Here is a 14,797-nt window from a genome sequence, read left to right on the forward strand (position 1 = left end):
CTCCACTGAAACCAACCCGAAGGAGAAGCCCCCGTGGCTGAGATGTTCTACGACGACGACGCCGACCTGTCCCTGATCCAGGGCAAGAGCGTGGCGGTCATCGGCTACGGCAGCCAGGGCCACGCCCACTCGCTGTCGCTGCGCGACTCCGGCGTCGACGTCCGCATCGGCCTGCAGCCGGGCTCGAAGAGCCGGGCCAAGGCCGAGGCCGAGGGCCTGCGCGTGCTCACCCCCGCCGAGGCCGCGGAGGAGGCCGACGTCATCGTCATCCTCGCCCCCGACCAGCACCAGCGGAAGCTCTACGCCGAGGAGATCGCCCCGGCGCTCGCCGAGGGCGACACCCTCGTCTTCGGCCACGGCTTCAACATCCGCTTCGGCTACATCACCCCGCCCGAGGGCGTCGACGTCTTCATGGTCGCCCCCAAGGGCCCCGGCCACCTCGTGCGCCGCGAGTACGTCGACGGCCGCGGCGTGCCCGTGCTCGTCGCCGTCGAGAAGGACGCCTCGGGCTCCACCTGGGACCTCGCGCTGTCCTACGCCAAGGCCATCGGCGGCCTGCGTGCCGGCGGCATCAAGACCACCTTCACCGAGGAGACCGAGACCGACCTCTTCGGCGAGCAGGCCGTGCTGTGCGGCGGCGCCTCGCAGCTGGTGCAGTACGGCTTCGAGGTGCTCACCGAGGCCGGCTACCAGCCCGAGGTGGCCTACTTCGAGTGCCTCCACGAGCTCAAGCTCATCGTCGACCTGATGTACGAGGGCGGCATCGCCAAGCAGCGCTGGTCGGTCTCCGACACCGCCGAGTTCGGCGACTACGTCTCGGGCCCCCGGGTCATCACGCCCGAGGTGAAGAAGAACATGGAGGACGTGCTCGCCGACATCAAGAACGGCGCCTTCGCCGAGCGCTTCATCACCGACATGGACAACGGCTCGCCGGAGTTCACCGAGTTCCGCAAGAAGGGCGAGGCCCACCCGATCGAGTCCACCGGCCGCGAGCTGCGCAAGCTGATGGCCTGGGTCAAGAGCCACGACTCCGACTACGTCGAGGGCACCTCCGCCCGCTGACCCGGTCGGCCCCGCCCGGGACGACCCACACCACCAGCAGCACCAGCAGCACCCGCCGAGCCGGCGCCCCACCCGGGGCGCCGGCTCGTGGCGTCCGGTCGCCCGCCACGCGGCCGGCGCGCGGCCCGCGCGGAATGCCCCGTGCCCCGGGGCCGTTGGTGCAGGCATGCAGATCGAGATCTGGTCAGACGTCGTGTGCCCGTGGTGCTACGTCGGCAAGCGCCGGCTGGAGTCGGCGCTGGCCGACTTCGAGCACGCCGACGAGGTCGAGGTGGTCTACCGCTCCTTCGAGCTCGACCCCTCCGCGCCGCACCACGGCCACGAGAAGACCCTGCCGCAGCTGGCGCGCAAGTACGGCCGCCCCGAGGACGAGATGCGCCAGATGGTGGCCTCGCTGGTCGAGACAGGCGCCGAGGAGGGCCTGGAGCTGCGGCTCTTCGACACCGTGCACACCAACACCGTCGACGCCCACCGGCTGCTGCACCACGCCCTCGCCGTCGGCGGGCCCGCGCAGCAGCGCGCGCTCAAGGAGGAGCTGCTCGCGGCGTACTTCAGCCGGGCCGAGGACGTCGGCGACCACGACGTGCTGGTGGCCGCCGCCCGGGCCGCCGGACTCGAGGAGGGGCCGGCCCGCGAGGTCCTCGCCGGACAGGCCCACGCCGAGGAGGTCGCCGCCGACGTCGAGCAGGCCCGGGCCTACGGCGCCACCGGCGTGCCGTTCTTCGTCGTCGACCGGCGCTACGGCATCTCCGGTGCCCAGCCGGCCGACGTCTTCGCCCAGGTCCTGCGCACCGCCTGGACCGAGGCCCACCCGCCGCTGCAGGTCGTGGGCGCGGGCGAGGCGGGGGAGGCCTGCGGGCCCGACGGGTGCGCGCTCTGACCCACGGCGGGCGCCGGCGGCTGCGGCCGGCGACGGGCCCCGCCCACCCGTCGCGGTGGACAGGTGTGGCCCCGACGGTGTGACGGCGGTTACGGTCGGCGGGTGACCCGACGATCGCCGCTGCGCGCCCTCGCCGCCCTGCTCGCCACGACCGCCCTGGGGGCCGCGCTCGCCGGTGGGCCGCCCGCAGCGGCGGGCGACCCCGGCCCCGCGGCGACGGCTGCGGCGCAGGAGAGCGGCGTCGGGCCGCGGCTGACGTCGTTCCCTGCCGCGCTGCTGCTGAGCAACCTGCTGCCCGACCTCGACCCGCCCGGCGCCAACGACTGGGCCTGCCGGCCCAGCGCTGCCCACCCGCGCCCGGTCGTGCTGGTCCACGGCACGGTCGAGAACCGCTACGACAACTGGGCGCAGATGGCCCCCGACCTCGCCGCGGCCGGTTACTGCGTCTTCGCCCTCGACTACGGCAGCTACGCCCGCACGCCCTACCGGGGCCTCTCGGACATCGCCGCGTCGGCCCAGGAGCTCTCGGCGTACGTCGACCGGGTGCTGGCCGCCACCGGTGCGGCCGAGGTCGACCTGGTCGGGCACTCGCAGGGCGGGATGATGCCGCGCTACTACCTGCGCTTCCTCGGCGGCGCCGACAAGGTCGACCAGCTCATCGGGCTGTCGTCGAGCAACTACGGCACGACCTTCTTCGGCGTGCTCCCGCTGGTCGCCGCGCTGCCCGGGGGCGAGGGGCTCGTCGGCCTGGCGGCGCCGGCGATCCCGCAGCAGCGGCAGGGCTCGGACTTCCTGGCCCGGCTCAACCAGGGCGGCGACACGGTGCCCGGCGTGCGCTACACCGTCATCCAGACCCTCTTCGACAACGTCGTGACGCCCTACCGCAACGCCTTCCTCAAGGACCCCGGCGTCACCAACATCCTGCTCCAGTCGCGCTGTCCGCTCGACCAGAGCGACCACCTCAGCATCAGCTACTCGCCCAACGTCGTGCGGCTGGTCAAGAACCGGCTCGACCCCTCCACGGCCCGCTCCCTCTGCGTCTACTCCCCGCCGCTGCTCTGAGGCGTCCGGCCCAGGTCGACGACCCGGTCCACGCCGACGTCCTCGAGGAACACCGGGTCGTGGCTCACCACCAGCAGCGCGCCCCGGAAGGCCCCCAGCGCGTTCACGAGGGCGTCGTAGGAGGCCAGGTCGAGGTTGTTGGTGGGCTCGTCGAGCAGCAGCAGCCGCGGCGCCAGGTCGGCCAGCAGCAGGGCCGCCAGGGTCGCGCGGAAGCGCTCCCCGCCGGAGAGCACGCCCACCAGGCGCCCGGCGGCGTCGCCGCGGAGGCCGAAGCGCGCCAGCCGCGCCCGGGCCTCGTGCGCGTCGGCGCCCGGTGAGCGGTCGAGCACCCCGTCGAGCACCGTGCGGGCGGGGTCGAGCACGTCGAGGCGCTGCGGCAGCAGCGCCGTCGGCACGTACGTCGACACCGCGCCGGCGGCGGGCGGCAGCAGCCCGGCCACGGTGTGCAGCAGGGTGGTCTTGCCGGCTCCGTTGGGCCCCACCACCGCGACCCGGTCGGGGCCGTGCACGGCGAGGTCGACCGCGGCGCCGGTGCGCAGCACCAGCCCGGCGGTGGCGAGCACGCGCCGCCCCCGCGGGACCGCGGTGGCGGGCAGGTCGACTCTGACCGCGGTGTCGTCGTGGACCCGGCGCTCGGCCTCCTCGAGCCGGGCACGGGCGTCCTCGAGGCGCCCCTCGTGGACCGTGCGGTAGCCCGCGGCCGAGCGCTCCGAGCGGTTCTGCTTGTAGTCGATCTCGGCGCGTCCCATGCCGCCGGCACGGGCGGCGCGCGCGCCCTGGCGCCGGCGCTGGGCGATCACGCGCTCGGCCTCGACCCGGTCGGCCCGCTGGCGGCGCACCTCGGAGCGGGCCGAGGTGACGGCGGCCGCGGCGGCCTCCTGCTCGGCGCGCAGCTGCGCGGCGTAGGCCGACCAGCCGCCGCCGTACCACCGCACCCGCCCCGCGCGGAGGTCGCCGACACGGTCGACCTGCTCGAGCAGCGCGCGGTCGTGGCTGACCACGACCAGGGTCCGGGTCCACGACGCCAGCACCTCGCCGAGACGTCGCCGCGCGGCGGCGTCGAGGTTGTTGGTGGGCTCGTCGAGCAGCAGCACGTCGGGTCGGCGCAGCAGCAGCCGCGCCAGCCCGAGCCGCACCACCTCACCGCCCGAGAGCTCGCCGAGGCGGCGCCCGAGCACCCCGGCGGGCAGCCCGAGGCGGTCGAGCTCGGCCTCGGCGCGGTCGGGCAGGTCCCAGTCGTCGCCGACCTCGGTCACCAGCCGGGTCGCCCGCTCGTCGGAGGCGCCGGCCTCCAGCTCGCGCAGCGCGCGGCGCACCGACCCGACGCCGAGCACGTCGGCGACGGCCGCGCCGACGTCGAGGGTGAGGTCCTGCGGCAGCAGCCCGACCTCCCCGCGCACCGCGACGTGACCGGAGGTGGGCGTCAGCTCACCGGCCACCAGCCGCAGCAGGGTGGACTTGCCCGAGCCGTTGGCCCCGACCAGGCCGGAGCGGCCGGGGGGCACCGCGAGGTCGAGCGGAGTCTCGCCGCCGAGGGCGGGGGTGCCGTCTGGCCAGGTGTGGACGACCCCCGCCAGCCTGATCGCGGGCGCCGGGTCCGGGGGCGGGGAGGGGGTACGAGGGGTGGGTGCGGGCACGGGGCCTCCTGAGGACGTGACGGATCGCGGGCGAGCGGGGCTCGCCGACGCGGGGACGTGGGCCTCAGAGGAGCAACCGGACCTGCCGTGGGGGAGGGGATGGGACGGGTCCACGGTAGGTCGCCGCGGTGGCGCGGTGCCACCGCTTTCCCGTCGCCCGCGGCCGGTAGGGTGCGGGCCGCACAGCGTCGTGCACCGTCCCGTCCCCGCCGTCGTCCCGCGACCGCGCCGCGCACCGCCCCGGCGGCCCGCGTCTCTCGCGGCCACGCCCCGGGGAGCCCCGTCGAGGACCAGCGAGGTCACCGCTCGTGAGCAAGCCCGTCGTCCTGATCTGCGAGCCGCTGAGCCCGGCCACCCTCGAGGCCCTCGGCCCCGACGTCGAGGTCCGCACCTGCGACGGCACCGACCGCGCACGCCTGCTCCGCGAGGTCGCCGACGCCTCCGCGCTCGTCGTGCGCTCCGCGACGCGGGTCGACGCCGAGGTCCTGGCGGCCGCGCCCCGCCTGCGGGTCGTCGCCCGGGCCGGGGTCGCCCTCGACACCATCGACGTGCGCGCCGCCACCCACGCGGGCGTGGTCGTCGTCAACGCGCCCACCTCCAACGCGGTCTCGGTGGCCGAGCTGGCCGTGGGCCTGCTGCTGGCCGCCGCCCGGTGCGTCGTACCGGCCCAGGAGGCGCTGCGGGAGGGGCGGTGGGAGCGGGAGAGCTTCACCGGCACCGAGCTCTACGACAAGACCGTCGGCGTGGTGGGGCTGGGCCGCATCGGCGTGCTCGTCGCACAGCGCCTCGCGGCCTTCGGCATGAAGGTGCTGGCCTACGACCCCTACGTCCAGCCCGGCCGCGCCGCCCAGGTCGGCGTGCGCCTGGTCGACCTCGCCACCCTGCTGCGCGACTCCGACGTCGTCTCGGTGCACCTGCCCCGCACCCCCGAGACCACCGGGCTGATCGGGGAGGCCGAGCTGCGGCTGGTGCGGCCCTCGGTCATCGTCGTCAACGCCGCACGCAGCGGCGTCGTCGACGAGGCCGCGCTCCACGACGCCCTCGTCGAGGGCAGGGTGGCCGCCGCGGCCCTCGACGTCTTCGAGCACGAGCCGGCCACGGGCAGCCCGCTGCTGGGGCTGCCGGGTGTCGTGGCCACGCCGCACCTCGGCGCCTCCACCCACGAGGCCCAGGAGAAGGCGGGGCTGGCGGTCGCCCGGTCGGTGCGCCTGGCGCTGGCCGGCGAGCTGGTGCCCGACGCCGTCAACGTGCAGGGCGGCGTCATCGCCCACGACGTGCGCCCCGGCATCCCGCTGACCGAGCGGCTGGGCCGGATCTTCAGCGCCCTGGCCGGCGAGGCCGCCGCCAGCCTCGACGTGGAGGTGCGCGGCGAGATCACCGACCACGACGTCACCGTGCTCGAGCTCGCCGCCCTCAAGGGCGTGCTGACCGACATCGCCGAGGAGACCGTCTCCTACGTCAACGCCCCGCTGCTGGCCGCCGAGCGCGGCACCGCCGTGCGCCTCGTGGTCGACCCCGAGAGCCCCGACCACCGCAACCTCGTCACCCTGCGCGGCACCCTCGCGGGCGGCGCCACGGTCTCGGTCAGCGGCACCCTGGTCGGCATCGGCCAGCGCGAGCGGCTCGTGGAGGTCAACGGCTACGCCCTCGACATCGAGCCCACCGACCACCTGGCCTTCCTCACCTACGCCGACCGCCCCGGCGTCGTCGGCACCGTCGGGCGGGTGCTCGGCGACGCGGGCGTCAACATCGGCGGCATGCAGGTCTCCCGCGACGCCCCCGGGGGCCTGGCCCTCGTCGCTCTCTCGGTCGACTCCGCCGTGCCCGCCGACGTGCTCGCCGCCATGGGGCGCGCCATCGACGCGGTCTCCGTGCGCGCCGTCGACCTCACCTGAGGACGCCCGGGCGAGGTGGGCCTCAGGCGACGGTGACGCGGTCGCGGGCGGTGTGGGAGCGGCCGCGGCCGCGGGCGACGACGTCCCAGGCCTCGGCCAGGCGGGCCACGGCGTCGTCGAGCTCGTCGGCCGGGCGCGACCAGGGCAGCCGCACGAAGCGGTCGAGGCCGCCGTCGGCGGCGAAGACCGGGCCGGGGGCCACGAGCACGCCGCGGCGCTCCGCCTCGTCGGCCAGGGCGCTGGCCCGGGCCGCCGGCAGCTCGCACCACAGCGCCAGCCCGCCGCCGGGCAGGCGGAAGCGCCACCCGGGCAGGCGCGAGCGCACCGAGGCCGCGAGCGCGTCGCGCTGCGTGCGCAGCCGGGAGACGTGCTCGGGCAGCACCGGCCCGCCGGCCAGCAGCCGGGTGAGCACGAGCTGCTCCATCACCGGGGAGCCGAGGTCGAGCACGAGGCGGGCCTGGGTGAGGGCCTCCACGTGGCGGTGCGGGGCCCTGATCCAGCCCAGCCGCAGCCCGCCCCAGAAGGACTTGCTGGCGCTGCCGAGCGTGATCGTGTCGGGGGAGTGCAGGGCGAAGGGCGCGGGCATGGCCTGGCCGTCGAGGGCCAGGGCCTGGTGGGCCTCGTCGACCACCGCGACCGTGCCCGCGGCGCGCAGGTGGGAGGCGTAGCGCTCGCGCTCCTCGTCGGCCATGAGCAGGCCGGTCGGGTTCTGGAAGTCGGGCACGAGGTAGGCCAGCGCCGGGCGACTGCGCCGCAGGGTGCCCGCGACGGCGTCGAGGTCCCACCCGTCGGGGTCCACCGGGCAGGGCACCAGCCGCGCGCCGGCGTTGCGGATGGCGCCGGTCGCGTTGGGGTAGACCGGCGACTCCACCAGCACCCGCGAGCCCGGCCCGGCGAAGGCCCGGGCCACGATCGCGGCCGCGGAGAGCGCACCCGGGGTGACCAGCACCTGCTCGGGGTCGGTGGGCAGGCCCCGTGCGGCGTACGACGCGGCGATCGCGGCCTGGAGCGCCGGCATGCCGGCCGGGAAGTAGCCGTGACCGCCGAGGTGGGCCGGCAGCAGTGCCGCGGCCTCGGCGAAGGCGGCGGCCAGGCCCGGCGGCGCGCTGGCCGCGGCGCAGTTGAGGTCGAGGGCCTCGGCGTCGTCGGGGCCGGGCAGCAGGGCGCGGTCGTGGGCCCGGCCGCGCCCGCCCGGCAGCCGGGCGAAGGTGCCGGCGCCCTGCCGGGCCTCGGCGAAGCCGGTCTCGCGCAGCGCGGCGTAGGCGCGGGTGACGGTGGTGCGCGAGACGGCCAGCGCCTCGGTGAGGTCTCGCTCGCTGGGCAGCCGGGTGCCGTAGCCGATGCGGCCGTCGCCGATGAGCAGGGTGAGGGCGTCGGCGAGGCCGAGGTAGGCCGGGGAGCGGTCGAAGCCGCCCACGAGCGCGGCCAGGCGCGAGGCCGACACGGTCGTGGCGCTCAGCGGCAGCGGGCCCGGGTCGGAGCGCCGCGCCCCGGCCGGGCGGTGGGGCGCGCTGCGGGCGGAGGTGGCCTGGGTCATGCAGACCACTGTCCCACGATTGGCTATTTGTTCCCAGGCCAATCGGGCGCAGGCTGGGGTGGTGCCCACGACCACCGCCTCGCGACGCCCCCGACCCGCCCTGGCCGACCTCGGACCCGTCGCCCAGCTGCGGGCGGGGCGCCTGGGCCGCCGGCTGCCCCAGCTCGCCGTCGGCCTGGTGCTCTACGGCGTGTCGCTGGCCATGATGGTCCGCGGCGACCTGGGTCTGGCCCCCTGGGACGTGCTGCACTCGGGGTTGGCGGGCCTGGTGCCGCTCACCCTCGGCCAGGTGATCGTGGCGGTGAGCTTCCTGCTGCTGCTCGCCTGGGTGCCGCTGCGCGAGGTGCCGGGCCTCGCCACCGTCGCCAACGCCGTCGTGGTCGGCCTCTCCGCCGACGCCACGCTGGCGGTGCTCGAGGCGCCGCAGGGCTGGGCCGCCCGCGCCGCCCTCATGGTCGGCGGCGTCCTGCTGTGCGGCTTCGCCAGCGCGCTCTACATCGGCGCCCAGCTGGGTCGGGGTCCCCGTGACGGGCTGATGACCGGGCTGAGCCGGCGCACGGGGCTGTCGCTGCGGCTGGTGCGCACCGGGCTCGAGGTGAGCGTCGTGCTGCTCGGCCTGGCCCTCGGCGGGGTGCTCGGGCTCGGCACCGTGCTCTACGCGCTCGCGATCGGCCCGCTGACCCAGGCGATGCTGCCGTCCCTCACGGTCGACCTGCGCCTCGCCCCCGCCCCCGGACCCGCCGCCGGCGGCTCCTGAGGTCCGGCGGGCGGGAGCCTCAGCGCCTGGTGGCGATGAGGGTGGAGGCGTCGGAGGCCACCATCACTTCGACGGTGGTGAAGCGGGGGTCGGTGAGCCACTGCTCGCGCAGGGTGTCGACGCGGCCGTGGCTGATCGGCGGCCAGACCTCGCAGGGGGTGAAGTCGTCGAGGACGACGATGCCGCCGGCCTCGACCAGGTCGGCCACGGCGTCGACGCCGACCTCGGTGGGCTCCCCGGAGTCGAGGAAGAGCAGCGAGAAAGGACCCTTGTCGAGCAGGGTCGACCAGTCGGCGGCCAGCACCTCGACCTGGCCGTCGTCGACGAAGATCTCGGAGGCGGCGCCGGCCAGGCGGGGGTCGAGCTCGGCGGTGACGATCCGGGTGGCGTCGTCGCGCACCCCCGAGCGCAGCCAGGCCGTGCCCACCCCGCAGCCGGTCCCGAACTCCGCCATGGTGCCGGAGCGGGTGGCGGCGAGCGTCGCCAGCAGCCGGCCGGTCTCGTTGCGGCAGAACGACACGTACCCCGCGCGCCGCGAGACCGCGAACGCGCGGGCGACCACGTCGGGAAGGTCGGGAGGGGCGCTCATGGGCCGAGTCTCCCACTGCGGGACGGCCGTCTCGGATCGCGGACGGATTCCGGAAAGCGGTGGCCGGCGTCCGGAATGCGGGGCTACCGTGGTCGCACCATGCGGAGCATCCTCGTACTCATCGAGCGCCGCGGCGGGGCCCAGCAGTAGATCTGCTCAGAGAGGCCACCTCGCCGCGGTGGTCGTCGTACGTGGTCTCTCGGCACTGCTGGATCGATGACGTCCCTGCCGGGCGGCCCGTGCGCCACGCGCGACCCGCCCCCCGCACGGCCCGTCCCTCGTGCGATCCGCGAGCCGACCCGCCCGCCCGTGTGGGGTGTCGTCGTTCCAGCCGTGCCGCGAGCCGCACGGCGCCACCGCCGTCGGCCGGCGCCCCGCCGGTCGGCGCGACCGACCGGGTCACGACCCGGGAACGAGCCCGGGAACGAACCCAGGACCGAAGGAGAGACCGATGTACGACATGTACCCCGAGTGGGGACCGGCCAGCCACGACCCCGAGAACCCCCGCAGCCGCGAGGCCCTCCAGCGCTCGCTCGACCAGCGGGACGACGGGGGCGAGCGGCCCGACGACAACTAGCCTTCCGCGCATGACCGACCCGAACGCCGCCCCCACCTCCGGAGCACCCTCCGGGCCCGCCACCGGCACCGTGCGCCTCGCCGTCATCCCCGGCGACGGCATCGGGCCGGAGGTGACCGCCGAGGCCCTCAAGGTCCTCGACGTGGTCGCCCCCGCGGGAGTGACGTTCGAGCAGACCCACTACGACCTCGGCGCCGAGCGCTACCTCGCCACCGGCGAGGTGCTGCCCGACTCCGTGCTCGGCGAGATCCGCCAGCACGACGCGATCCTCCTCGGCGCGGTCGGCGGCAAGCCCAACGACCCGAACCTGCCCCCGGGCATCCTGGAGCGCGGCCTGCTGCTGCGGCTGCGCTTCGAGCTCGACCACTACGTCAACCTGCGACCCTCCCGGATCTTCCCGGGCGTGACGTCGCCCCTCGCACACCCCGGCGAGGTCGACTTCGTGGTGGTCCGCGAGGGCACCGAAGGCCCCTACACCGGCAACGGCGGCGCCCTGCGCGTCGGCACCCCGGCGGAGGTCGCCACCGAGGTCTCGGTCAACACCGCCTTCGGCGTGGAGCGCGTCGTGCGCGACGCCTTCGCCCGCGCCCAGCGCCGGCCCCGCAAGAAGCTCACCCTGGTCCACAAGACCAACGTCCTCGTGCACGCGGGCGCGGTGTGGTGGCGCCTGACCCAGCAGGTCGCCCGGGAGTTCCCCGAGGTCACCGTCGACTACATGCACGTCGACGCGGCCATGATCTTCCTGACCACCGACCCCGCGCGCTTCGACGTGATCGTCACCGACAACCTCTTCGGCGACATCGTCACCGACCTGGCCGCCGCCATCACCGGCGGCATCGGCCTCGCGGCCTCCGGCAACGTCAACCCCGACCGGACCGCCCCCAGCATGTTCGAGCCCGTGCACGGCTCCGCGCCCGACATCGCGGGCCAGCAGAAGGCCGACCCCACCGCGGCGATCCTCTCCGCCTCGCTCCTGCTCGACCACCTCGGGCACCCGCAGGCGGCCGCCGTCATCGAGGCCGCGGTCATCGCCGACCTGGCCGAGCGCGGCGGCTCCCGCCCGACCGCCGAGGTCGGCGACGCCATCGCCGCACGCGTCGGCGGCTGATCCTCACCGCCGCTCCCGGACGCCTCCTCCCGACCGGGGGGAGGCGTCCGCGCGTCACGGAGCCGCGCGACCGCGTCGTACGCCGCCCCGTGCCAGCCCGCCCGCCCGCACCCGCCCGCACGCGCCCGCACCGCGCCGGGCCCCACCATCGAGGTCGACTACCGTGAGCCCCATGCAGATCAGCACCACCCTGACGTCCACCCCCGTCGACGACGCGCGCCTCGCGGGCATCCTGGGCGACCCCGGGTTCGGCAACTTCTTCACCGACCACATGCTCACCGTGGAGTGGACCCCCGAGGCCGGCTGGCACGACGCCCGCATCGAGCCCTACGCGCCGCTGAGCATCGACCCGGCCTCGGCGGTGCTGCACTACGCGCAGGAGACCTTCGAGGGGATGAAGGCCTACCGTCACGCCGACGGCTCGGTCTGGTCCTTCCGCCCCGAGGAGAACGCGAAGCGCATGGCGCGCTCCAGCCACCGCCTCGCGCTGCCGGTGCTCGACCCCGCCGACTTCGTGCAGGCCGTCGACGCCCTCGTCGAGGTCGACCAGCGCTGGGTGCCCGACACCACCGCGCCCGGCGCGGGGGAGAAGAGCCTCTACCTGCGACCGTTCATGTTCGCCTCCGAGGTCTTCCTGGGCGTGCGCCCGGCCCAGCACGTCACCTTCATGGTCATCGCCAGCCCCGCCGGGGCCTACTTCAAGGGCGGCGTGAAGCCGGTCAGCCTGTGGCTGACCGAGGAGTACACCCGCGCCGGTCGCGGCGGCATGGGCGCGGCCAAGACGGGGGGCAACTACGCCAGCTCGCTGGTCGCCCAGCAGGAGGCGATCGCCCAGGGCTGCGACCAGGTCGTCTTCCTCGACGCCCAGGAGGGTCGCTACGTCGAGGAGCTCGGCGGCATGAACCTCTACTTCGTGCACCGCGACGGGCGCATCGTCACCCCCGCGACCGGCACGATCCTCGAGGGCATCACCCGCGCCAGCATCATCGAGCTGGCCCGGGAGATGGGCCACGTCGTGGAGGAGCGCAGGTTCTCCATCGACGAGTGGCGCGAGGGCGTCGCCAGCGGCGAGATCACCGAGATCTTCGCCTGCGGCACCGCCGCCGTGGTCACCCCCGTCGGAGCCCTGAAGTGGGACGGCGGGGAGGTGCCCTGCGCCGCCGAGGCCGGCGAGGTCACCACCGCCGTGCGGCAGGCCCTCGTCGACGTCCAGTTCGGTCGCGCCGAGGACACCTTCGGCTGGATGCACCGCATCGTCTGACGACCGGCCGACCGGCCGACCGGCCGACCGGCGGCCGGCGGCCGACGCCGGGTGCGGCGTCCGCGACGCGGGCACCGCCCTGGCCGCGCGCTGCCGAGTGAGGTTACCCTTACCTAAGTCGCTCGCGCAGACGGTGCGGGCACCGGCGGAGGGTCGAGCCATCAGCGTCGTCGCGGAGACCGGCACAGCGCCCCACGCCCCCCAGGGACCGCCGCAGGGTCGAGGTGGCGGGGAGCGTCGCGAGGATGGCCCGCGGGCGCCCCGCACGACGTTGCGCGGCGTCGTGGCGCTGCTCGTCCTGCTGCTCCTCGTGGCCGTCGTGGCCCTCGCCAGCCTGGTGTGGGGCGCGCGCGACGTGGCCCCGGGCCAGGTGTGGCGCGCGCTGGTCGACCCGGTGACCGGCGACAACGACCACCTCGTCGTGCGCGACCTGCGGGTGCCGCGCACCCTGATCGGCCTCGCCGCCGGCGCCGCGCTCGGCGCGGCGGGAGCGCTCATGCAGGGCGTCACCCGCAACCCCATCGCCGACCCCGGCCTCCTCGGCATCAACGCCGGCGCCTCGCTCGCCGTGGTCGCGGCCATCGCCGGACTCGGGGTGGCCTCGACCGCCGCCTACCTCCCCTTCGCCTTCGGCGGTGCCGCCGTCGCCGCGCTCGTCGTCTACGGCGCCGCCTCGCTCGGCTGGGAGGGCGTCACCCCGGTCAAGCTCGCGCTGGTGGGCGCCGCCTTCACCGCCACGGCCACCTCGGTCATCACCGTCGTGCTGCTCACCGACCGCCGCACCCTCGACGAGTACCGCTTCTGGCAGGTCGGCTCGCTGGCCAACCGCCCGCTCGACGTGCTCACCACCGTCCTGCCCTTCGTGCTCGTCGGGCTCGCCCTGGCGCTGGCCGCCGGTCGGGTGCTCAACGCGCTCGCGCTCGGCGACGACGTGGCCCGCGGGCTGGGCCAGGACGTCACCCGGGGCCGCCTGCTGGTGGTCACCGCGGTCGTGCTGCTGTGCGGGTCCGCGGTCTCCCTGGTGGGCCCGATCGCCTTCGTGGGGCTCGTCGTGCCCCACGTCGCGCGCGCGGTGGTCGGTCCCGACTACCGGTGGATCGTGGTGCTCTCCACCGTGCTGGGCCCCGTCGTGCTGCTCCTCGCCGACGTGGTCGGCCGTCTCGTCGCCCGCCCCGGCGAGGTCGAGGCCGGTCTGGTCGTCGCGGTCATCGGCGCCCCCGTGCTCGTCGCGCTCGTGCGCCGCTCGAAGGCGGTGGCGGCGTGAGCGCCCCGTCCTCCACCCGCCCCGGCCCGGCCTCCGCGGGCCGGCCGCAGGGCCCGTCCGGGGCTGCCGCGGGCCAGGTCGCGCCCGACGGGTCGACGCCGGGCCCGGTGGAGGTCGCGCGCCAGGGGCTGGTCACGAGTCGCCGCCGGCGCCTGCGCCGTCGCGCCGTCGTGACCGTGGCCCTGGCCGCCGTCGCGCTCACCCTGTCGGTGCTCGCCCTCATGCTCGGCGACTTCCGCCTCTCGGTGGGCCAGGTCGTGGGCGCCCTCGTCGGCAGCGACGACGACCTCGCCGCCCGCTTCGTCGTGGTCGACCTGCGCGCCCCCCGCCTCGTGCTCGGGGTGCTGGTCGGGCTGGCCTTCGGCCTGGCCGGGGCGCTCTTCCAGTCGGTGCTGCGCAACCCGCTGGCCAGCCCCGACGTCATCGGCATCTCCCAGGGCGCCAGCGCCGGCGCCGTGGCCGCGCTGCTGCTCGGTGGCGCCACCGGCGCCGCGGTCTCCGCCTCCGCGCTGGTGGGCGGTGCCCTCGTCGGCCTCCTGCTCTACGCCGTGGCGTGGCGGCAGGGCATGACCGGCCACCGCTTCGTGCTCGCCGGCATCGGCGTGGCCTACGTCTGCAGCAGCGTGGTGGGCTACCTGCTGACGCGCAGCGAGGTCAACGAGGCGCAGGCCGCGCTGCTGTGGATGACCGGCAGCCTGGCCCAGGCCACCTGGGGCCTCGTCATGACCCTGGGGGTGGCGCTCGCGGTGCTGGTGCCGCTCGTCGTGCTGGTGGCCCGGGGCCTCGACCTGCTGCTGCTCGGCGACGAGCAGGCCGCCGGGCTCGGCATCCGCCCCGAGGTGGTGCGCGCCCTGGTCATCGCCCTGGGGGTGGCCCTGGCCTGCGTGGCGACCGCCGCCGCCGGCCCCGTGGCCTTCGTCGCCTTCACCGCCGCCCCCGTCGCGCGTCGCCTCCTCGGCGACGGCTCGCTGGCCCTGCTCCAGGCGGCCCTCGTCGGGGTCGTGCTCGTCGTCGGCGCCGACGTCGTGGCCCAGCACCTCCTGCCCGCCGACCTCGCCGTCCCCGTCGGTGTCGTCACCGGCGCCGTCGGCGGCCCCTACCTGATCTGGCTGATGGCCAGCGGACGCACCCGGACCGCGTGAGCCGGACGTCGTGAGAAGGAGATCCC

Annotated in this window: 13 protein-coding genes; 10 read left to right on the forward strand and 3 right to left on the reverse strand. The window is 75.8% G+C overall.

Annotated features, from left to right (window positions below):
- Nucleotides 1-33: 33 nt before the first annotated feature.
- From ilvC to ASF47_RS01840, 3 genes are all read left to right on the forward strand, one after another.
- Nucleotides 34-1,062: a ketol-acid reductoisomerase gene (ilvC, locus tag ASF47_RS01830; protein WP_056862307.1), complete on the forward strand. Its 1,029-nt coding sequence runs from the start codon at nucleotides 34-36 to the stop codon at nucleotides 1,060-1,062.
- A gap of 166 nt (nucleotides 1,063-1,228) precedes the next feature.
- Nucleotides 1,229-1,942 (forward strand): DsbA family oxidoreductase, encoded by a 714-nt coding sequence (locus tag ASF47_RS01835; protein WP_056862308.1) that lies wholly within the window; start codon nucleotides 1,229-1,231, stop codon nucleotides 1,940-1,942.
- Nucleotides 1,943-2,044: 102 nt separating this feature from the next.
- Nucleotides 2,045-3,004 (forward strand): esterase/lipase family protein, encoded by a 960-nt coding sequence (locus ASF47_RS01840; RefSeq protein WP_056862309.1) that lies wholly within the window; start codon nucleotides 2,045-2,047, stop codon nucleotides 3,002-3,004.
- Here the strand turns inward: ASF47_RS01840 and ASF47_RS01845 are convergent.
- Nucleotides 2,983-4,641: an ATP-binding cassette domain-containing protein gene (locus ASF47_RS01845; protein WP_235558577.1), complete on the reverse strand. Its 1,659-nt coding sequence runs from the start codon at nucleotides 4,639-4,641 to the stop codon at nucleotides 2,983-2,985. The two genes, ASF47_RS01840 and ASF47_RS01845, sit on opposite strands and share 22 nt — an antisense overlap.
- A gap of 308 nt (nucleotides 4,642-4,949) precedes the next feature.
- Between ASF47_RS01845 and serA the strand changes: the two genes are divergently transcribed.
- Complete coding sequence (gene serA, locus ASF47_RS01850) at nucleotides 4,950-6,536, forward strand: phosphoglycerate dehydrogenase (RefSeq protein WP_056862310.1); 1,587 nt, start codon at nucleotides 4,950-4,952, stop codon at nucleotides 6,534-6,536.
- A gap of 22 nt (nucleotides 6,537-6,558) precedes the next feature.
- Here serA and yczR read toward each other — a convergent pair whose 3' ends face one another.
- Complete coding sequence (gene yczR, locus ASF47_RS01855; RefSeq protein ID WP_082499902.1) at nucleotides 6,559-8,073, reverse strand: MocR-like transcription factor YczR; 1,515 nt, start codon at nucleotides 8,071-8,073, stop codon at nucleotides 6,559-6,561.
- Between the two features lie 61 nt (nucleotides 8,074-8,134).
- Between yczR and yczE the strand changes: the two genes are divergently transcribed.
- Nucleotides 8,135-8,830: a membrane protein YczE gene (gene yczE / locus ASF47_RS01860; RefSeq protein WP_056862887.1), complete on the forward strand. Its 696-nt coding sequence runs from the start codon at nucleotides 8,135-8,137 to the stop codon at nucleotides 8,828-8,830.
- A 19-nt stretch (nucleotides 8,831-8,849) separates the two neighbouring features.
- On the opposite strand, the gene ASF47_RS01865 is transcribed toward yczE, so the two are convergent.
- Nucleotides 8,850-9,419, reverse strand: coding sequence for an O-methyltransferase (locus ASF47_RS01865; RefSeq protein WP_056862311.1), 570 nt, complete (start codon nucleotides 9,417-9,419; stop codon nucleotides 8,850-8,852).
- Nucleotides 9,420-9,870: 451 nt separating this feature from the next.
- Between ASF47_RS01865 and ASF47_RS22060 the strand changes: the two genes are divergently transcribed.
- The 5 genes from ASF47_RS22060 to ASF47_RS01885 all read left to right on the forward strand — a co-directional run bounded on the left by ASF47_RS22060 (nucleotide 9,871) and on the right by ASF47_RS01885 (nucleotide 14,771).
- Nucleotides 9,871-9,996: a hypothetical protein gene (locus tag ASF47_RS22060; RefSeq protein WP_264674828.1), complete on the forward strand. Its 126-nt coding sequence runs from the start codon at nucleotides 9,871-9,873 to the stop codon at nucleotides 9,994-9,996.
- A gap of 10 nt (nucleotides 9,997-10,006) precedes the next feature.
- The gene (locus ASF47_RS01870) at nucleotides 10,007-11,104 is read left to right on the forward strand and encodes a 3-isopropylmalate dehydrogenase (RefSeq protein ID WP_056862312.1); all 1,098 of its coding nucleotides are present in this window, start codon (nucleotides 10,007-10,009) and stop codon (nucleotides 11,102-11,104) included.
- 172 nt (nucleotides 11,105-11,276) lie between these two features.
- Nucleotides 11,277-12,365 carry a branched-chain amino acid aminotransferase gene (locus ASF47_RS01875; RefSeq protein WP_056862313.1) on the forward strand — a complete coding sequence of 363 codons (1,089 nt, stop codon included), beginning with the start codon at nucleotides 11,277-11,279 and terminating at the stop codon, nucleotides 12,363-12,365.
- 283 nt (nucleotides 12,366-12,648) lie between these two features.
- Complete coding sequence (locus ASF47_RS01880) at nucleotides 12,649-13,629, forward strand: FecCD family ABC transporter permease (protein WP_235558578.1); 981 nt, start codon at nucleotides 12,649-12,651, stop codon at nucleotides 13,627-13,629.
- On the forward strand, nucleotides 13,626-14,771 hold the full coding sequence (locus ASF47_RS01885; RefSeq protein WP_082499903.1) for a FecCD family ABC transporter permease: 1,146 nt from the start codon (nucleotides 13,626-13,628) through the stop codon (nucleotides 14,769-14,771). The genes ASF47_RS01880 and ASF47_RS01885 overlap by 4 nt, the downstream gene beginning before the upstream one ends.
- Nucleotides 14,772-14,797 lie beyond the last annotated feature (26 nt).

It is taken from the genome of Nocardioides sp. Leaf285 (genome assembly GCF_001422955.1).
In the GTDB taxonomy this organism is placed as follows: domain Bacteria; phylum Actinomycetota; class Actinomycetes; order Propionibacteriales; family Nocardioidaceae; genus Nocardioides; species Nocardioides kribbensis.

Excerpts from the sequence above, each read along its gene's own strand:
- ASF47_RS01835 (WP_056862308.1), top strand. The coding sequence starts at position 1,229 with ATGCAGATCGAGATCTGGTCAGACGTCGTGTGCCCGTGGTGCTACGTC.
- yczR (WP_082499902.1), bottom strand. The coding sequence starts at position 8,073 with ATGACCCAGGCCACCTCCGCCCGCAGCGCGCCCCACCGCCCGGCCGGG.
- ASF47_RS01865 (WP_056862311.1), bottom strand. The coding sequence starts at position 9,419 with ATGAGCGCCCCTCCCGACCTTCCCGACGTGGTCGCCCGCGCGTTCGCG.
- ASF47_RS22060 (WP_264674828.1), top strand. The coding sequence starts at position 9,871 with ATGTACGACATGTACCCCGAGTGGGGACCGGCCAGCCACGACCCCGAG.
- ASF47_RS01870 (WP_056862312.1), top strand. The coding sequence starts at position 10,007 with ATGACCGACCCGAACGCCGCCCCCACCTCCGGAGCACCCTCCGGGCCC.
- ASF47_RS01875 (WP_056862313.1), top strand. The coding sequence starts at position 11,277 with ATGCAGATCAGCACCACCCTGACGTCCACCCCCGTCGACGACGCGCGC.